Source organism: Streptomyces sp. NPDC088194, from assembly GCF_040702025.1.
GTDB lineage: Bacteria > Actinomycetota > Actinomycetes > Streptomycetales > Streptomycetaceae > Actinacidiphila.
In genome coordinates this window covers 148,859-166,016 of sequence record NZ_JBFBIV010000008.1, presented here as the reverse complement: position 1 = coordinate 166,016, position 17,158 = coordinate 148,859, and the positions used below count along the sequence as shown (strand labels likewise).

At 72.9% G+C, this 17,158-nt stretch carries 18 protein-coding genes and 1 pseudogene; 12 read left to right on the top strand and 7 right to left on the bottom strand.

Annotation, left to right across the window (positions count from 1 at the left end):
* The 8 genes and pseudogenes from AB0399_RS06735 to AB0399_RS06700 form a co-directional block, all read left to right on the top strand.
* Positions 1-571: pseudogene (locus AB0399_RS06735) on the top strand (hypothetical protein); the annotation flags it as partial.
* Between the two features lie 192 nt (positions 572-763).
* Positions 764-994 carry a hypothetical protein gene (locus tag AB0399_RS06730; protein WP_366410470.1) on the top strand — a complete coding sequence of 77 codons (231 nt, stop codon included), beginning with the start codon at positions 764-766 and terminating at the stop codon, positions 992-994.
* 464 nt (positions 995-1,458) lie between these two features.
* Complete coding sequence (locus AB0399_RS06725) at positions 1,459-2,301, top strand: nitrilase-related carbon-nitrogen hydrolase (RefSeq protein ID WP_329363541.1); 843 nt, start codon at positions 1,459-1,461, stop codon at positions 2,299-2,301.
* 4 nt (positions 2,302-2,305) lie between these two features.
* On the top strand, positions 2,306-3,745 hold the full coding sequence (locus AB0399_RS06720; protein WP_366410469.1) for an aspartate aminotransferase family protein: 1,440 nt from the start codon (positions 2,306-2,308) through the stop codon (positions 3,743-3,745).
* Positions 3,742-5,142 carry a dihydropyrimidinase gene (gene hydA, locus AB0399_RS06715; RefSeq protein ID WP_366410468.1) on the top strand — a complete coding sequence of 467 codons (1,401 nt, stop codon included), beginning with the start codon at positions 3,742-3,744 and terminating at the stop codon, positions 5,140-5,142. The genes AB0399_RS06720 and hydA overlap by 4 nt, the downstream gene beginning before the upstream one ends.
* Positions 5,143-5,232: 90 nt before the next feature.
* Complete coding sequence (locus tag AB0399_RS06710; RefSeq protein ID WP_329363537.1) at positions 5,233-6,243, top strand: TIGR03842 family LLM class F420-dependent oxidoreductase; 1,011 nt, start codon at positions 5,233-5,235, stop codon at positions 6,241-6,243.
* Between the two features lie 115 nt (positions 6,244-6,358).
* Positions 6,359-7,261 carry an inositol monophosphatase family protein gene (locus tag AB0399_RS06705; RefSeq protein WP_366410467.1) on the top strand — a complete coding sequence of 301 codons (903 nt, stop codon included), beginning with the start codon at positions 6,359-6,361 and terminating at the stop codon, positions 7,259-7,261.
* A gap of 11 nt (positions 7,262-7,272) precedes the next feature.
* Positions 7,273-8,691, top strand: a complete 1,419-nt coding sequence (locus tag AB0399_RS06700) for an NAD(P)/FAD-dependent oxidoreductase (RefSeq protein WP_329373779.1) — start codon at positions 7,273-7,275, stop codon at positions 8,689-8,691.
* A gap of 90 nt (positions 8,692-8,781) precedes the next feature.
* Here the strand turns inward: AB0399_RS06700 and AB0399_RS06695 are convergent, their stop codons facing one another.
* Positions 8,782-9,174 carry a PGPGW domain-containing protein gene (locus AB0399_RS06695; RefSeq protein ID WP_329373778.1) on the bottom strand — a complete coding sequence of 131 codons (393 nt, stop codon included), beginning with the start codon at positions 9,172-9,174 and terminating at the stop codon, positions 8,782-8,784.
* A 182-nt stretch (positions 9,175-9,356) separates the two neighbouring features.
* Complete coding sequence (locus AB0399_RS06690; protein ID WP_329363533.1) at positions 9,357-10,202, bottom strand: helix-turn-helix transcriptional regulator; 846 nt, start codon at positions 10,200-10,202, stop codon at positions 9,357-9,359.
* A gap of 53 nt (positions 10,203-10,255) precedes the next feature.
* On the opposite strand from AB0399_RS06690, the gene AB0399_RS06685 reads away from it, so the two are divergent.
* Both AB0399_RS06685 and AB0399_RS06680 read left to right on the top strand, forming a co-directional pair.
* Entirely contained in the window at positions 10,256-10,411 is a 156-nt protein-coding gene (locus tag AB0399_RS06685; RefSeq protein WP_329363531.1) for a hypothetical protein, read from the top strand.
* A gap of 41 nt (positions 10,412-10,452) precedes the next feature.
* The gene (locus AB0399_RS06680) at positions 10,453-11,061 is read left to right on the top strand and encodes a TIGR03086 family metal-binding protein (protein WP_366410466.1); all 609 of its coding nucleotides are present in this window, start codon (positions 10,453-10,455) and stop codon (positions 11,059-11,061) included.
* A 9-nt stretch (positions 11,062-11,070) separates the two neighbouring features.
* On the opposite strand, the gene AB0399_RS06675 is transcribed toward AB0399_RS06680, so the two are convergent.
* On the bottom strand, positions 11,071-11,478 hold the full coding sequence (locus AB0399_RS06675; protein WP_328470995.1) for a hypothetical protein: 408 nt from the start codon (positions 11,476-11,478) through the stop codon (positions 11,071-11,073).
* Positions 11,479-11,727: 249 nt separating this feature from the next.
* Between AB0399_RS06675 and AB0399_RS06670 the strand changes: the two genes are divergently transcribed.
* Positions 11,728-12,207, top strand: a complete 480-nt coding sequence (locus tag AB0399_RS06670; RefSeq protein ID WP_328470997.1) for an SCP2 sterol-binding domain-containing protein — start codon at positions 11,728-11,730, stop codon at positions 12,205-12,207.
* Positions 12,208-12,220: 13 nt separating this feature from the next.
* On the opposite strand, the gene AB0399_RS06665 is transcribed toward AB0399_RS06670, so the two are convergent.
* Positions 12,221-12,790, bottom strand: a complete 570-nt coding sequence (locus AB0399_RS06665) for an NUDIX hydrolase (protein WP_329363526.1) — start codon at positions 12,788-12,790, stop codon at positions 12,221-12,223.
* Positions 12,791-12,874: 84 nt separating this feature from the next.
* Here AB0399_RS06665 and AB0399_RS06660 point away from each other — a divergent pair, with 84 nt between their 5' ends.
* Positions 12,875-14,029 carry a glycerate kinase gene (locus AB0399_RS06660; protein WP_366410465.1) on the top strand — a complete coding sequence of 385 codons (1,155 nt, stop codon included), beginning with the start codon at positions 12,875-12,877 and terminating at the stop codon, positions 14,027-14,029.
* 256 nt (positions 14,030-14,285) lie between these two features.
* Here the strand turns inward: AB0399_RS06660 and pssA are convergent, their stop codons facing one another.
* The 3 genes from pssA to AB0399_RS06645 all read right to left on the bottom strand — a co-directional run bounded on the left by pssA (position 14,286) and on the right by AB0399_RS06645 (position 17,158).
* On the bottom strand, positions 14,286-15,128 hold the full coding sequence (gene pssA / locus AB0399_RS06655) for a CDP-diacylglycerol--serine O-phosphatidyltransferase (RefSeq protein WP_329363522.1): 843 nt from the start codon (positions 15,126-15,128) through the stop codon (positions 14,286-14,288).
* The gene (locus tag AB0399_RS06650; protein ID WP_329363520.1) at positions 15,115-15,762 is read right to left on the bottom strand and encodes a phosphatidylserine decarboxylase; all 648 of its coding nucleotides are present in this window, start codon (positions 15,760-15,762) and stop codon (positions 15,115-15,117) included. The genes pssA and AB0399_RS06650 overlap by 14 nt, the downstream gene beginning before the upstream one ends.
* A gap of 181 nt (positions 15,763-15,943) precedes the next feature.
* Positions 15,944-17,158: an acyl-CoA dehydrogenase family protein gene (locus AB0399_RS06645; protein ID WP_366410464.1), complete on the bottom strand. Its 1,215-nt coding sequence runs from the start codon at positions 17,156-17,158 to the stop codon at positions 15,944-15,946.

Below are 17,158 nucleotides of genomic sequence, written 5' to 3'. Positions count from 1 at the left end.
GCGCTTCGCCGGAGCCCCCAAGGCACCCGCCACCCCCTCCGCCGCGCCTGCCCGAGACCCGCGCTGGACCGCGGAGGCGCAGGCCGGCGCGGCCAGGCTCGGCGCGCTGCGGCGGGCCGGGGAGAGCGGCGCCGCCTACCTCGTGCTGTGCGCCGCCGCCGAAGGGCCCGCCGACCGTATCCCCTACGTCGTAAGGGAGTTGGAGCGCACCGGGCTCGGCGCCGACGTCGCCACCCTGCTCTGGGAGATCGCCGCGCTCCCGCCGGAACCGCTCGCCGAGGCCGTCGCCGCGCTCGCCGCCGACGGGCGCGGACCCGACTGCCGCACCCTGCTCCACCAAGCGGCCGCCCGCAGCCCCGAGGACGTCGCCGTCGTGGCCGACCTCCTCCACCACGCCGGCCGCACCGACGAATCCGGCGAACTCCTGGAGACCTTCGCCCGCTCCCGCCCCGCCGCCACCGCGGCCGCCGTCACCCGCACCCGCCCCTCCCTCGCCACCCCCCTCCTCGCCGCCGCCGCCCGCGTCTCCGCCCCCTGCCAACGCGACATCTCCGCGGCACTCCGCCTCTAGCCGGCCCTTGCCCGTGGGCGGTACGGCTCCCGGCGACCGGCTCCATGTCCCGCGCGACTTCCCGGGCATGGACCAGGAGCGGCTTGCTCAGCGGTGCACCCTCAACTCGCCCCGGAAATCCCCCCGGAACGCGGCCCGCACGGCCTCCCGCTCCGGCCGCCACCGGTCAGGTACGACCGCCACCCGGCGATCGTGGCCGTCACTCTCGACGGGAAACGGTGCCACCTGCACGTTGCGGGCAGGGAACCGGTCACCGGCCGGCCGCTGTCCGGCTTCGATCCGGTGGACATGGCGCCTGCGAGCGACGGTGGTTTCTACACCATCGCGGAGAACGCCGCCATCAGCGAGTACGTCCTCCTGCACGTGCCGGCGACCGGGAGGACGGCTGAAGGACATGGCCGCGATATCGACCGCGGAGGCTGACATACGCGCAGCCATCGGCAAGGTGAACGCGATGATGACCCACACCTGGACCGGCTCGGCCGCCGACAAGTGGGGCGCTGACTTCCATGGCCGGATGACCCGGCTGACGCATCTGCTCGACCAGTTCACGCCGGCAGTTCACGCCCGAGCAGATCCGGCTGATCGGCAAGGCGAACACGGCCGACGCCGCCAGGAAGGCCGGCACGAAGCAGTGACCGGGCGGCTTCTCGGCGCGCCGCACCGTGGGCGCGGCCTTCGCCGGCGGACCCGGCCCAGCCCCCGGCAAGGGACCCGCGCGAGGTCCACCGGGATGCGCCGTATGGGTCGGGCGGGCAGGAAACATGCCCGTTGTCGGCTGGTAACCGCACGGGCCTTGCCAGAGTGGAGCGCGGGACTTACGTTCGTCGGACGGCTGGGATCTACGGGCGTAGAACCGACGTGACGTCACGTCAGAGGAGCTGCGGATGAGCAACGTCGTCAGGGCCGCCTTGGTGCAGGCCACCTGGACCGGTGACACCGAGTCGATGATCGCCAAGCACGAGGAGCACGCGCGGGCCGCGGCCGCGCAGGGCGCGAAGGTGATCGGGTTCCAGGAGGTGTTCAACGCCCCCTACTTCTGCCAGGTCCAGGAGGCCGAGCACTACCGGTGGGCCGAACCGGTGCCGGACGGCCCGACGGTGCGCCGGATGCAGGCGCTCGCCAAGGAGACCGGGATGGTCATGGTGGTGCCGGTCTTCGAGGTCGAGCAGTCCGGCTTCTACTACAACACCGCCGCCGTGATCGACGCCGACGGCAGCTACCTCGGCAAGTACCGCAAGCACCACATCCCGCAGGTCAAGGGCTTCTGGGAGAAGTACTACTTCAAGCCCGGCAACCTCGGCTGGCCGGTCTTCGACACCGCCGTCGGCCGGATCGGCGTGTACATCTGCTACGACCGCCACTTCCCCGAGGGCTGGCGCGCCCTGGGCCTGGCCGGCGCCCAGCTCGTCTACAACCCCTCGGCCACCAGCCGCGGCCTGTCGGCGTACCTGTGGCAGCTGGAGCAGCCCGCCGCGGCGGTCGCCAACGAGTACTTCATCGCGGCGATCAACCGGGTCGGCACCGAGCCGTACGGGGACAACGACTTCTACGGCACCAGCTACTTCGTGGACCCGCGCGGCCAACTCGTGGACGGCGCCGCCTCCGACAGCAAGGAGGAACTGCTCGTCCGCGACCTCGACTTCGACCTGATCGACGAGGTCCGCCAGACCTGGGCGTTCTACCGAGACCGCAGGCCGGACGCCTACGGCGACCTGACGGAGGCGTGAGCAGATGGCCACCGCGACCCAGAGCGCGCACGCCGCGCTGTACGCCCGCCACCAGGCGGTGCTCCCCGACTGGCTGGCCACCTACTACGCCCGGCCGATCGAGCTGACGCACGGCGAGGGCCGCCACGTCTGGGACGCCGAGGGACGCCGCTACCTGGACTTCTTCGGCGGCATCCTCACCACCATGACCGCGCACGCGCTGCCGGAGGTGACCGCCGCCGTCACCGAGCAGGCCGGGAAGATCCTGCACACCTCGACGCTCTACCTCAGCCGCCAGGCCGTCGAACTCGCCGAGCGGATCGCCCACCTGTCCGGCATCCCGGACGCCCGGGTGTTCTTCACCACCTCCGGCACCGAGGCCAACGACACCGCGCTGCTGCTGGCCACCACCTACCGCCGCTCCAACCAGGTGCTGGCGCTGCGCAACAGCTACCACGGCCGGTCCTTCACCTCGATCGGCATCACCGGCAACTCCGCCTGGTCCCCGACCAGCCTCTCCCCGCTCCAGACGCTCTACGTGCACGGCGGGGTCCGCACCCGCGGCCCGTACGCGCACCTGACCGACGCGGAGTTCACCGCCGCGTGCGTGGAGGACCTGGAGGACCTGCTCGGGCAGGCGAACGGCACGATCGCGGCGCTCATCGCCGAACCGGTGCAGGGCGTCGGCGGGTTCACCTCCGGTCCCGACGGTCTGCTGGCCGCGTTCAAGCGGGTGCTGGACCGGCACGGCATCCTGTGGATCACCGACGAGGTGCAGACCGGCTGGGGCCGTACCGGCGACCACTTCTGGGGCTGGCAGGCGCACGACCAGGCCGGCCCGCCGGACATCCTCACCTTCGCCAAGGGCATCGGCAACGGCCTGTCCATGGGCGGTGTGGTGGCGCGCGCCGAGGTGATGAACTGCCTGGACGCCAACTCCATCTCCACCTTCGGCGGCAGCCCGATCACCACCGCGGGAGCGCTCGCCAACCTCGCCTACCTGCTCGACCACGACCTCCAGGGCAACGCCCGCAGGGTCGGCGGCCTGCTGAAGTCCCGGCTGGACGCGGTCGCCGCGCGCAGCACCATCGTCCGCGAGGTGCGCGGCCGCGGTCTGATGCTCGGGGTGGAACTGGTCGAACCCGGCACCGACGTCCCGTCGCCGGCCGCCGCCTCGCTGGTCCTCGAAGCCGCCCGCGAGCACGGCCTGCTGATCGGCAAGGGCGGCCGGGCGGGCAACGCGCTGCGGATCGCCCCGCCGCTGACGCTCACCGTGGCCGAGGCGGAGCAGGGCGCCGACGCCCTGAGCGCGGCCCTGAGCGCCGCGCAGGCCGAACTGGAGCGGCAGTCCGCACAAGGGTCGTCCGCGCAGGGGTCGTCCGCGGGACGGGAGCCGTCCGCGCCGCCGCAGCCGTCCGCACCCGCGAAGTCCGCGCCGCCGGTGCAGGAAGGAGCCGCGCAGTGACCCGCACCCTCATCCGCGGCGGCCTGGTGATCACCGCCGCCGACGAGGTCCACGCCGACGTGCTGATCGAGGGCGGGCGGATCGCCGCGCTCGCCGCCCACGACAGCGACACCGCGGCCGGCTGGACCGCCGACACCGTCATCGACGCCACCGACCGCTACGTCATCCCCGGCGGCGTGGACGCGCACACCCACATGGAGATGCCGTTCGGCGGCACCGTCGCCTCGGACACCTTCGAGACCGGCACCCGCGCCGCCGCGTGGGGCGGCACCACCACCATCGTGGACTTCGCCATCCAGCAGGTCGGCGGCAGCCTGCGAGCCGGCCTCGACGCCTGGCACGCGAAGGCCGACGCGCGGTGCGCGATCGACTACGCCTTCCACATGATCGTCGCCGACGTCAACGAGCCGGTGCTCAAGGAGATGGACCTCCTCGTCGAGGAGGGCGTCACCAGCTTCAAGCTCTTCATGGCGTACCCGGGCGTGTTCTACAGCGACGACGGCCGGATTCTGCGGGCGATGCAGCGTGCGGCGGCCAACGGCGGCCTGATCATGACGCACGCCGAGAACGGCATCGCCATCGACGTCCTGGTCCAGCAGGCGCTCGCCGCGGGGAAGACCGACCCGCGCTACCACGGCGAGGTCCGGCACGCGCTGCTGGAGGCCGAGGCCACCCACCGCGCCATCCAGCTCGCCCGGGTCGCCGGCGCGCCGCTGTACGTGGTGCACGTCTCCGCGCAGCAGGCGGTGGCCGAGCTGATCACGGCCCGCGACCAGGGCCTGCCGGTCTTCGGCGAGACCTGCCCGCAGTACCTGTTCCTGTCCACCGACAACCTCGCCGAACCCGGCTTCGAGGGCAGCAAGTACGTGTGCAGCACCCCGCTGCGGCCGCGCGAGCACCAGGCCGCGCTGTGGCAGGGCCTGCGCACCGACGACCTCCAGGTGGTCTCCACCGACCACTGCCCGTTCTGCTTCACCGGGCAGAAGGACATCGGCGTCGGCGACTTCTCCAAGATCCCCAACGGCCTGCCCGGGGTGGAGAACCGGATGGACCTGCTGCACCAGGCGGTCCTCGACGGCCACCTCACCCGGCGCCGCTGGATCGAGATCGCCTGCGCCACCCCGGCCCGGATGTTCGGGCTCTACCCCCGCAAGGGCACCCTCGCGCCCGGCGCCGACGCCGACGTGGTGGTCTACGACCCGCACGCCGGCCAGGTGCTCTCGGCGCAGACCCACCACATGAACGTCGACTACAGCGCGTACGAGGGCCGCCGGATCACCGGGCGGGCGCAGACCGTCCTGTCCCGCGGGGTGCCGGTGATCCAGGACGGCGCGTACGTCGGGCGGGCCGGGCACGGGCAGTACGTGCCGCGCGGCACCTGCCAGTTCCTCGGCTGACGTCCCAGTTCCTCGGCTGACGTCGTTCGGCGCCCGCCGAACCCCGCCGACCCCCTGCGAGCCTCCCCACGTTGAAGGAGCGGTGCCGCCATGGACTTCGGACTCGTCCTGCAGACCGACCCGCCCGCGTCGAACGTCGTCGGCCTGATGCGCCGCGCCGAGCGCAACGGCTTCAGCCACGGCTGGACCTTCGACTCCGCCGTGCTGTGGCAGGAGCCGTTCGTCATCCACAGCCGCATCCTCGACCACACCGACCGGCTCACCGTCGGCACCATGGTCACCAACCCCGGCACCCGCACCTGGGAGGTGACCGCGTCCACGTTCGCCACCCTCAACTCGATGTACGGCAACCGCACGGTGTGCGGCATCGGGCGCGGCGACTCCGCGATGCGGGTGGCGGGCCGCCCGCCCAACACGCTCGCCCGGCTCGGCGAGGCGATCACCGTGATCCGCGACCTCGCCGAGGGCCGCGAGGCAACCGTCGACGGCACCGCGCTGCGGCTGCCGTGGGTGGAGGGCGGCGAACTGCCGGTGTGGATGGCCGCCTACGGGCCGAAGGCGCTGGCCATGGCGGGGGAGAAGGCCGACGGGTTCATCCTCCAGCTCGCCGACGTCTACCTCGCCGAGCAGATGGTCAAGGCGGTGCGCGCAGCCGCGGAGCGGGCCGGCCGCGATCCGGCCGCGATCACCATCTGCGTGGCCGCCCCGGCGTATGTCACCGACGGTTCGGCGGAGGGGCTGGCGCACGCCCGCGAGCAGTGCCGGTGGTTCGGGGGGATGGTCGGCAACCACGTCGCCGATCTCGTCGCCCGCTACGGCGAGCACTCCGCGCTCGTGCCCGACGAGTTGACCGCCTACGTCAAGCAGCGCCAGGGCTACGACTACGCGCACCACGGGCGGACCGGCAACCCCGACACCGCGTTCGTGCCCGACGACATCGTGGACCGCTTCTGCGTGCTCGGCCCCCCCGAGGCGCACCTCGACAAGCTCGCCGCACTCCGTGACCTGGGCGTCGACCAGTTCGCGCTCTACGCCATGCACGACGCGAAGGAGTCCGTCATCGACGCCTACGGTGCCCACGTCGTTCCGGCGCTGCGGTAACCCGCCGCAGGGGTTCGCCGCGGTCCCCGGGCGCGCGCGACCCACCACCGGGCGACAGCCGGGGACGAGACCGGCACCGTCACGGCGGGACACCGTTGTCTGGTTGGATGGCCGCATGGCCAACGATGCTGATGCGGTCGATGACGCGCTCCTCGCCGCTGTCCAGGAGACGGTCAGGGACGTGGTGGCGGCGGAAGTCGTCCCCCGTTGGCGGCAACTGACGGCCGCGGACGTGGTGGAGAAGCACGGCCCGCACGATCTGGTCACCACTGCCGACCGGCGCGCCGAGGAAGCCCTCACCGAACGGCTCCCCGCGCTGCTGCCCGGGTCCGTCGTGGTCGGTGAGGAAGCGGTCGCCGCGGACCCGTCCCGGCTGGAACTGCTGCGCGGCGACGCCCCGGTGTGGGTGGTCGACCCGGTCGACGGCACCTCGGCGTTCGTCCGCGGCGACAAGGGGTTCTCCACGCTGGTGAGCCTGGTGCGCGGCGGCCTGCCGGTGGCCTCCTGGACGTACGCCCCGCTGCTCGGCCTGTTCGCCACCGCCGGACGCGGCCGGGGCGCGTACCTCGACGGCGAGCGGCTTCGTACCGCCGGCGCCCGCGAGCCGCTGCGGATATGGATCTCCAACCCGGTCTTCCGCGACGAGGAGGAGCGCGCCGCGCTGGAGCGGCTGGAGGCCGCGGGCGTCGAGACGGTGCCGTGCACCACGAGCGCGGGGCTGGGCTATCTGGAGGTGGCCCGGGGGATCGCGGACGGGGTGGCGTTCTTCTGGGAGGCGCCCTGGGACCACTCGGCGGGGCTGCTGCTGGTCTCGGAGGCGGGCGGCGCGAGCCTGACGCCGACCGGGGAGCCGTTCCGCGTGGCCGGGGGCAACCGGCTGCCGTTCACGGTGGCCCGGGACGAGGCGACGGCGCGGCGGGTGGTGCGCACCCTGGGGGTCGGCTTCACCGAGGACTCCGCGGACGCCGGGAACGCGGGGAACTCCGCGGACGCCGGCCGGGAAGGCGGCGCGCGGTGAGCCGGGCGGTGGTGGCCGACGCGGTCGTGGTCGGCGCCGGCCCCAACGGGCTGACCGCCGCGGTCGAACTCGCCCGCGCGGGCCTGTCCGTGCACGTCTACGAGGCGGCCGACACCGTCGGCGGCGGCGCCCGCACCGAGGAGTTGACGCTTCCCGGCTTCCGTCACGACCCCTGCTCCGCCGTCCACCCCTTCGGCGTCGGCTCGCCCGTCTTCCGTACGCTGCCGCTGGCCCGGCACGGCCTGGAGTGGCTCCAGCCGCGGGTGCCGATGGCGCACCCCTTCCCCGACGGCACCGCGGCCGTGCTGGCCCGCACGGTCGGCGAGACCGCGGCCTCGCTCGGGCCGCGCGACGCCCCCGTCTACCGCAAGCTGCTCGCCCCGTACGTCGGCCACTGGGAGACGATGGCCGCCGACTTCTTCCGGCCGCCGTGGTCCGGGCTGCCCAAGGACCCTTACCGTTTCGCCCGGTTCGGCCTCACCGGGCTGCCGCCGGTCGGGCTGCTGGCGTACCGGTTCCACGACGCGAAGGCCCGCGCGATGCTCGCGGGTCTCGCCGGGCACGCCATCGCCCGCCTCAGCGAGCCGCTCACCGGTGCGATGGCCCTGATGTTCGCGCTCGCCGCGCACGAACGCGGCTGGCCGGTGGCGCGCGGCGGCTCCCAGGCGATCAGCGACGCGCTCGCCGCCCACCTCACCGAACTCGGCGGTGTCCTCACCACCGGCGTGACCGTACGCAAGCTCGACGAACTCCCGCCCGCCCGCGCCTACGTCTTCGACACCTCGCCGACCGCGCTGGCCCGGATCGCCGCGCTCGGCGACGTCTACCGCGGCTACCGCCACGGGCCGTCCGTCTTCAAGATCGACTACGCGCTGGACGGCCCCGTGCCGTGGACCGCGCCGGTCGCCAGGGAAGCCGGCACCGTGCACATCGGCCCCACGTACACGGAGATCGGCGACGCCCTCAACCGCGCCGTCACCGGCCGCCCGCCGCAGACGCCGTTCCTCATCACCTCCCAGCCCACCGTGGTCGACCCGTCCCGGGCGCCGGAGGGCAAGCACGTCTTCTGGGCGTACGGCCATGTCCCGCGCGGCTGGCACGGTGACGCGACCGACGCCGTCGAGCGGCAGATCGAACGGTTCGCGCCCGGCTTCCGGGACCTGGTGCTGGCCCGCGCGGTGACCGGCCCGGCCGGGCTCGCCGCCCGCAACGCCAACTACGTCGAGGGCGACATCGCCTGTGGCGCGTTCTCCGGCCTGCAGACGGTGTTGCGGCCCCGGCTCGCCGCGATCCCGTACGCCACGCCCCGGCCCGGGGTCTTCCTCTGCTCCGCCGCGACCCCGCCCGGCCCGGGCGTGCACGGCATGAGCGGCCACCACGCGGCGAAGGCGGTGCTGCGGCACCTGCGGCGCGCGGCGGCCCGCCGGTAGGTCGGGCACGCGGGCGGGAACCTCGCGGTTCGGGCCCCGAAGGTGAGGAGCCGGGCAGGTCAGGAGCGGGGCAGGTCAGGAGCCGCGCGGTCAGGAGCCGTGCACCCGGCGGTGGCTCCACACCAGCAGCCCGAGCAGCACCAGGCCGGAGAGGATCAGGCTGGACCCGGTCGACCAGCCGCCGAAGGGCAGCCCGGACACCAGGCGCGCGCCCCAGACGACCCCGGCGCCGATCAGCCCGAGGCCGACCAGCGCGGTGCCCGCGATCCGCCATCGCGAGGCCACGCTCGCCTCGACGCCCTGCATCGCCCGGACCCGTACCGGCTCCTCGAACCGGGCCACCGCGGGCATCGCCCGCGAGAGCAGCACCAGCCCGGCGAGCACCAGCAGCATCCCGGGACCCGGCAGCACCAGCAGCGCCACCCCGACGAGCAGCAGGACGCCTCCTGCGGTGCCCAGCAGCACCCGCTTGGCCGGGTGGATGCGCCGGGCCCGCTCCGCGGCGTCGAGCCTGCCGCCCCCGCCGGTCCTGCCTTCTCCCGCCCGCCGCGCCGCGTTCACTCACTCACCGTAACGGTTTGGCGTGCGGCGAGCACGGCAACGCGCCTGGTGGGGCGGTACGGCCACGGTGACGACCGCGGGCCCGGCCACGGGCGACGGGCGGTTCAGCCGCGGGCCAGCTCCTGGAGCCCGACCACGCGCAGCAGCTCCAGCCGCTCGTGCGACTCGCTGCCCGGGCGGGCGGAGTGGACGATCAGCCGCTGGTCGTGGTCCGGGTTGAGCAGCACCTCGCAGTCCAGCTCCAGCAGGCCGACCACCGGATGGAGGAAGCGTTTGACGTCGCTGCGGCGCACCGCCACGCGGTGGTCGTCCCACAGCGCCGCGAACTCCTCGCTGCGGGCGCGCAGCCGGCGGACGAGCCCGGCCAGCCGCGCGTCGTCCGGGCGGCGGGCGCAGGTCGCGCGCAGGTCCGCCACCGACACGCGGGCGGCCCGCTCCCGGTCCTCGGCCGGGATGAGGTCCCGCGCGGCGGGATTGGTGAAGTACCGCCAGATGATGTTGCGTTCGGCCTCGGGGCGGGCGGACGCGTCGCCATGCAGCGCCTTGGCCATCGGGTTCTGCGCGAGGATGTCGCCGCGGTCGCTCACCACCTGGGCGGGGGTGTCGGTCAGCCGGTCGAGGAGCAGGAGCAGGCCGGGGCGGACGTGCTCCGTGGCGGGCCGGTTGCCGCGCGGGGGCTCCTCGCCGGCCAGATGGAAGAGGTGGTCCCGTTCGTCGCCGGTCAGGCGCAGCGCGCGGGCGACGGCGGCGAGCATCTGGCGGGACGGGTGCGAGCCCCTGGCCTGCTCCAGCCGCGTGTAGTGGTCCGTGGACATCCCCGCCAACTGCGCCACCTCCTCGCGGCGCAGCCCCGGGGTACGGCGCCGCGGGCCTTCGGAGAGCCCCACGTCGGCAGGGGCGAGCCGGGTACGGCAGCGGCGCAGGAAGTCGGCCAGCTCGGTTCTGTCCACCTCTCCACCATGCACCGGGACGCCGGGCGCAGCCAGGGACCGGCTGTCCCTGGATGAGGACGTCTCTCCCGCCGGCCCCCGAACCGCCCCAGGCTGGGCACCGGACGCGGCGCCGCACCCTCGGCACCCTCGACCAGGCGTACGTGCCGCCGGCCCTCCGGCAGGTGAGCCTGCGCCGCCGCCCGGTCGGCGAACGCACCGCCTCCTGACAAAGCCCGCGGCGGCGTTCCCGCGGGGCTAGGGTGGCGGGATGAGTGATCTTCGGGGGTATCACCGTACGGCGATCGAGGTGGCGTCGGCACTGGTCGGTGGCGTGCCGGCGGACGGGCTCGGGGTGGCGACGCCCTGCGGCTCCTGGGACCTGGGGCGACTGCTCGCGCACATGACCGGGCAGAACCACGGGTTCGCGGCGGCGGCGCGCGGCGAGCGCGAGGACATGGGGATCTGGGCGGACCGCCCGGTGGCGGCGGGGGAGGACCCGGGGCGGGTCTTCGCCGCGTCCGGCACCGAGGTGGTGGCCGCGTTCGCGGCGATCGAGGACCTGCCGGGCAGCCGGATGTGGCTGCCCGAGGTCCGGCCCGAGCCGCTGCGCGCCGAGGTGGCGGTCGGCTTCCAGCTCGTGGACACCGTCGTGCACGCCTGGGACGTGGCCAAGTCCGTCGGTGCGCGGGCCGAGTTCGACGCGGACCTGCTCGACGTCACGCTGCGGATCGCGCTGGCGGTGCCGGACGGCGCCGAACGGACGGCGCAGGGCGCGGCGTTCGCGCCCGGGGTGGCGGCGCCCGAGGGGGCCGCGGCCCTGGACCGCATCGTGGCGGCGCTGGGCCGCGACCCCCACTGGGCCGCGCCTGCGGGGTGACCGGTGTGATCAGGCGGTCGGGTAGCCGTAGCCCTGGCCGGGCTGCTGGCCGGGCTGACCGCCGGGCTGCTGCGGGTAGCCGTAACCGGGCGCCGGCTGCTGGTAGTTGGGCTGCTGCTGGTAGCCGAGCTGCGCCGGCTGGCCGCCGGCCGGGAACGCGCCGTTGGGGTCGCGGACCTCGGACAGCGCCCGCTTGATGACGACCTTCTGGAAGTAGCCGCTGCCGAAGAGTATGCAGAGGATGACGTACCAGAACTTCTCCGCGCCGGTCATCTCGACCAGGCCGTACTCGCTCAGCGCCTTCTTCACCGGCACCTTGGCCATGTAGTAGGCACCGAAGTAGATGCAGCCGAGGACGTACCAGAACTTCTCCGCACCGGTGTTGGTGCCGTGTCCGAGGAACTGCCGTTCCGCCATGGGACTTTCCGCCTTCTGTCGCTCGAAATGGGAGTGCCGGGGTCGTGCCCGACCCGACTCCCGTCGGAGCGATGCCAGCTGGGCCGTCCGCGAAGCGGAAAGCCGTCGTCCCCCGTGGGCGGAATCCTAAGGGGCAAGGGGCACGGATGTCCCGTCCCGGTGGGGAAGCCTTGCCACGTGGAGAGCGGTTCATTAACCTTACTCATGAGTAAGGTTACTCCGAAGTCAGGAACAGGAAGAGGCGTTCGCATGGCCGCACTTGATGATCTCGACCTGGAGGCACTGGACTTCGGGTCGGTCGAGCCCCGGGAGTTCGCCCGGATCGTGAAGGGTCTGCCCGGCCGGCGGATCGCCGAGCTGATGGCCGGGCCGCAGCGCCGCCGGGTGCTCGACGAGGTGTTCGGGCGGATGCACACCCTCTTCAAGCCCGAGGCCGCGGGCGGCCGGGACGCCCTGATCCGCTGGCGGATCACCGAGAACGGCACCGAGCCGGGCGACGGCGACGACGTCTACGAAACGCACATCGCCCGGGGCGCCTGCACCGTCGTCACCGAACGCACCGACCGCACACCGCAGTTGAGTCTCACGATGGCCGCGCCGGAGTTCCTGAAGCTGGTCTCGGGCAACGCCTCGGGGCCGACCCTGTTCTTCACCCGCAAGTTGAAGCTGAAGGGCGACATCCGGCTCGCGGGCGGCCTCACCTACTTCTTCGACATCCCCAAGGCGTGAGCGGCCGCGGCGGTCAACTCCCCGCGGAGTCGGCCGAGCCGGCCGAGTCGGCTGGAGTGGCCGAGTCGGCCTGAGCGGGCGAGCCGGCCGCGTCCGCCGGGTCCCCGTCGACCAGTTCGACCGGTCCGGTGCCCGCCGCCAGCGCGGCCAGCCCGGCGCGGATGCGGCGCGCGCCGTTCGCGTACAGGTACTGCTCCAGGTCGTCGGGCTCGACCAGCCGCCAGGAGTCCAACTCCTCCTCCTGCAGCCGGATCGCGCCGAGTTCCTGCTCGCCGAGCACGCCGCCGTCGTAGAGGTAGATCACCAGCGGGGGCCGCGCGGTCCCGCCGATCCAGTCCACCGCGAGCAGCGCGCCCGGCGGCACGTCGAGACCGATCTCCTCCAGGGTCTCCCGGCGGGCGCCCTGCCGCGGGTTCTCGCCCTGGTCCGACTCGATGGTGCCGCCCGGCAGCGTCCAGGTGCCGTCGTCCCGGTAGTTGGGCTCCACGAGCAGGACCCGGCCGTCGGCCGACCGGAACAGGGTGTTCGCGCTCGCCAGGATCTTGGGCAGCGAGGCGATGTACGTGGCGTAGTCGGTGGTCATGCGCACCAACCTACGGGGCGCGCAGCGCACGTGGGATAAGGTCCGGAGCGGCGCGACGTTCCGTTTCGGATCAGGAGAATTCACGTGTCCGATGCAGTACGACGGCCGACGGGGCATGTGCTCGTCGCCGCGGACAAGTTCAAGGGCTCGCTCACCGCGGTCGAGGTGGCCGCCCGTGTCACGGCCGGCCTGCACCAGGTCGCACCCGAGGTGACCGTCACGTCGCTTCCGGTGGCCGACGGGGGCGACGGCACCGTGGACGCGGCGGTCGCCGCCGGGTTCGAGCGCCGTACCGCCCGGGTGACCGGCCCGCTCGGCGAGCCGGTCGAGGCCGCGTACGCGCTGCGCGAGGGCACCGCGGTGGTCGAGATGGCCGAGGCGTCCGGGTTGCGGCACCTGCCGCCCGGGGTCTTCGCGCCGCTGACCGCCACCACCTACGGCACCGGTGAGCTGCTGCGGGCCGCGCTCGACGACGGTGCCCGCACGATCGTGCTCGGGGTCGGCGGCAGCGCCACCACCGACGGCGGCGCGGGCATGCTCAGCGCGCTCGGCGCGCGGCTGCTGGACGCGGAGGGGGTGCCCGTCGCCCCCGGTGGCGCCGCGCTGGCGTCGCTCGCCACCGCCGACCTGTCCGCGCTGGACCCGCGGCTGGCGGACACCGGGATCGTGCTCGCCAGCGACGTCGACAACCCGCTGCGCGGGCCCAAGGGCGCCGCGGCCGTCTACGGGCCGCAGAAGGGCGCCTCCGAGGACGACGTGGCGCTGCTGGACGGTGCGCTCGGGCAGTACGCGGCCGTGCTCGGCGCCACCCTCGGGGGTGCCGCGCTCAGCGCCGCCGACGCCCCGGGAGCGGGCGCCGCCGGCGGGATCGGCTACGGCGCCCTCGTCGGGCTGCGCGCGTCGTTCCGGCCCGGGATCGACGTCCTCCTCGACGTCCTCGGGTTCGCCGCCGCCCTCGCCAAGGCCGACCTCGTCATCACCGGGGAGGGGTCCCTCGACGCCCAGACCCTGCACGGGAAGGCCCCGGTCGGGGTCGCCGCGGCGGCGAACGCCTCCGGTGTGCCCGTGGTGGCGGTCTGCGGCCGCCTCGCCCTTTCCCCCGCGGAGCTCGCGGGGGCGGGGATCAGCCGCGCCTACGCACTTGCCGAGCTGGAGCCCGACGTCCAGCGGTCCATGGCTGAGGCGGGGCCGCTTCTTGAGCGGGCGGCCGTCGCCCTCGCGCGGGATTTCCTGGGGTAGCGGCTAACGAACCCCCGGGCCGCCCCCGTCCTGCCGGTTCAGGGACCACCCGTGAGCAGCTGCGGCTCCCTCCGTGCTTGAGGCGGAGGGAGCCGTGCTCAGCAGGCCACCGGCCTGGGGTCGGGAAAACACCGTGGCCGGGAAACACCGCGGCCCCGACGGCGGGTAGCCGAAGGGGCGCGGGGAACGGGCGCGGGGACCCACCACTCACCGGTGGTCCCGGAACCGACAGGACGGGGAAACCCGGGGGGACCGCCTACCGGGCGGTAGCGCGCTCACGACGGTTCGCCCGGATCGTGTTGACCCGACGGGTCGTCGCGAACCCGGGAATCGTGGCCGCGGCCACACACTGGAGGGCGCAGCCCGCCTGCAGAAGCTGGTGCCCACCGGGAATGTTCAGGGTCCACGCGGCGAGGCACCCCATGCTGACCAGCGTCCAGCAGAACGTGATCAGCGCGAGCCGTCCGCGCGGCTTGGGGTACTCGACCCGGCTCACCATCAGCCACGCCACCCCGACGATCGCGATCACCGTGGGCAGGAAGGGCAGCTCCAGCAGGACCAGGGAGACCACGGTCATCGCCCCGAAGGGACTGGGCATGCCCTGGAAGACCCCGTCCCGCAGCGTGGTGCAGGAGAAACGGGCCAGCCGCAGCACCACCGCGAGTACGACGAGGACGGCCGCGGCGGCGGCCACCTTGCCGTGCGCGTCGTCGGAGACGATGCCCCACACGACGACGAAGTACGCGGGCGCGAGCCCGAAGCTGATCAGGTCCGAGAGGTTGTCCAGCTCCGCGCCCATCGCCGAGCTGCGCAGCTTGCGCGCGACCAGCCCGTCGAAGAGGTCGAAGACCGACGCCATCAGCATCAGCGTCACCGCGTTGGCCGCGCTGTGCTTGGACATCGCGCTGTCGCCGTTGCCCATCAGGTGCGGCACCAGCACGCCGGTGGTGGTGAAGTAGACGGCCATGAAGCCGCAGATCGCGTTGCCGAGGGTCAGCGCGTCGGCGATCGACAGCCGTGTCGACAGGGGCAGGTCGTCGTCCTGCTCCTCGATCTCGCTGACCCAGCTGCCGTGTGTCTCGTGCTCAGTCACGGTCAAGGCGCGTCACCCCAGCCGTCATGGTCTCGCCGACCTCGACCGCGGAGCCCACGCCTTCCGGCAGGTAGACGTCCACCCGGGAGCCGAACCGGATCAGCCCGATCCGCTCGCCCTGCTCGACCTTGCAGCCGCGCGGCACGTACGGCACGATCCGCCGGGCCACCGCGCCGGCGATCTGGATCACCTCGACGTCACCGATCTCGGTGTCGAAGTGCCAGACCACCCGCTCGTTGTTCTCGCTCTCCTTGTTGAACGCCGGGACGAAACCGCCGGGGACGTGCTCGACGGAGGTGACCGTGCCGCTGAGCGGGGCGCGGTTGACGTGGACGTTCAACGGGCTCATGAAGATCGCGACGCGGGTGCGCCCGTCCTTCCACGGCATGACGCTCTGGACCACGCCGTCGGCGGGGGAGACCACCCCGCCCTCGGTGATCTTCCGCTCGGGGTCGCGGAAGAACCACAGCATGCCGGCCGTGAGAACGGTGGCGGGGACGGCCACCGCCGTCCAGCGTCCGGAGCGGCGGGCACGCAGCAGACTGACCGCCGCCGTGGCCGCGGTCGGGAGGAGCCACGGCGACGCTCCGCGCGCGAGGCCGACCCGGCGGCGAGGTGCAGAGGATTGGCTGTGGGGCATGGAAGACCTTCGTAGCGGAGGGTGCCGCGAAATGCTTCAGGGGACGGCGGCTTTCATTGATGGTATCGGCTGACACCGGCAACTCGGCAAGCTGATGGGCGAGTCGATGGCTGGTTCCCGCGACCCCGGTCTTCACGCAGTGTGACCCTGATCTCAGGAAAACCACCGCGAACGCGGACATTCAGCCTTGGACACGGTACTCCTCCAACAGCCGCCGTCCGATGATCATTTTCTGGATCTCAGCGGTCCCTTCGCCGATCAGCAGCATGGGCGCCTCGCGGTACAGCCGCTCGATCTCGTATTCCTTGGAGAAGCCGTAACCGCCGTGGATGCGGAAGGCGTCCTCCACGACCTCTTTGCAGTACTCGGAGGCGAGGTATTTGGCCATGCCCGCCTCCAGGTCGTTCCGCTCGCCTGAGTCCTTCTTGCGGGCGGCGTTCACCATCAGCTGGTGGGCGGCCTCGACCTTGGTGGCCATCTCGGCCAGCTTGAACTGGATCGCCTGGTGCTCGGCGATCGGCTTTCCGAAGGTGTGCCGCTGCTGCGCATAGGAAATGCCCAGCTCAAAGGCCCGGCGGGCGACTCCGCAGCCGCGCGCGGCGACATTCACCCGGCCCACCTCGACGCCGTCCATCATCTGGTAGAAGCCGCGGCCGCTGTCCCCGCCGAGCACGCGGTCGGCCGGGATGCGGACGTCCTCCAGGATCAGCTCGGTGGTGTCGACGCCCTTGTAGCCCATCTTCTCGATCTTCCCGGGCACGGTGAGCCCGGAGACCTTCGGGTTCGGGCCGAAGCCGGGTTCCTTCTCGATCAGGAAGGTGGTCATCGACCGGTGCGCCGGCGCGTCCTGCGGCTGGCCCTCGTCGGTGCGGCACAGCACGGCCACGAGGTTCGCCGAGCCGCCGTTGGTGAGCCACATCTTCTGCCCGTTGATGACGTACGCGTCGCCCTCGCGGACCGCCTTGGTGCGGATCGCGGACACGTCGGAGCCGAGCCCCGGCTCCGACATCGAGAACGCTCCGCGTACGTCGCCGGTCGCCATCTTCGGCAGGAAGTAGTCCTTCTGCTCCTGCGTGCCGTGCTGCTGGATCATGTAGGCGACGATGAAATGCGTGTTGATGATGCCGGACACGCTCATCCAGCCGCGGGCGATCTCCTCCACGGTGAGCGCGTACGTCAGCAGCGACTCGCCGAGGCCGCCGTACTCCTCGGGGATCATCAGGCCGAAGATGCCGAGGTCCTTCAGGCCCGCGACGATCTCGGTCGGGTACTCGTCGCGGTGCTCCAGCTCGGTGGCGACGGGCAGGATCTCCTTGGCCACGAAGGAGCGCACGGTGGCGAGGATCTCCTGCTGGACGTCGGTCAGGCCATCGGTCTGCGCGAGGCGCTCGGCCAT

What these genes read in the sequence shown, in the direction of transcription:
- AB0399_RS06710 (WP_329363537.1), top strand. Translation starts at nt 5,233, where the DNA reads ATGGACTTCGGACTCGTCCTGCAGACCGACCCGCCCGCGTCGAACGTC.
- AB0399_RS06645 (WP_366410464.1), bottom strand. Translation starts at nt 17,158, where the DNA reads ATGGCCGAGCGCCTCGCGCAGACCGATGGCCTGACCGACGTCCAGCAG.
- AB0399_RS06670 (WP_328470997.1), top strand. Translation starts at nt 11,728, where the DNA reads ATGGCCGCACTTGATGATCTCGACCTGGAGGCACTGGACTTCGGGTCG.
- AB0399_RS06705 (WP_366410467.1), top strand. Translation starts at nt 6,359, where the DNA reads ATGGCCAACGATGCTGATGCGGTCGATGACGCGCTCCTCGCCGCTGTC.
- AB0399_RS06725 (WP_329363541.1), top strand. Translation starts at nt 1,459, where the DNA reads ATGAGCAACGTCGTCAGGGCCGCCTTGGTGCAGGCCACCTGGACCGGT.
- AB0399_RS06675 (WP_328470995.1), bottom strand. Translation starts at nt 11,478, where the DNA reads ATGGCGGAACGGCAGTTCCTCGGACACGGCACCAACACCGGTGCGGAG.
- AB0399_RS06685 (WP_329363531.1), top strand. Translation starts at nt 10,256, where the DNA reads ATGAGGACGTCTCTCCCGCCGGCCCCCGAACCGCCCCAGGCTGGGCAC.
- AB0399_RS06720 (WP_366410469.1), top strand. Translation starts at nt 2,306, where the DNA reads ATGGCCACCGCGACCCAGAGCGCGCACGCCGCGCTGTACGCCCGCCAC.
- AB0399_RS06650 (WP_329363520.1), bottom strand. Translation starts at nt 15,762, where the DNA reads ATGCCCCACAGCCAATCCTCTGCACCTCGCCGCCGGGTCGGCCTCGCG.
- AB0399_RS06665 (WP_329363526.1), bottom strand. Translation starts at nt 12,790, where the DNA reads ATGACCACCGACTACGCCACGTACATCGCCTCGCTGCCCAAGATCCTG.
- AB0399_RS06680 (WP_366410466.1), top strand. Translation starts at nt 10,453, where the DNA reads ATGAGTGATCTTCGGGGGTATCACCGTACGGCGATCGAGGTGGCGTCG.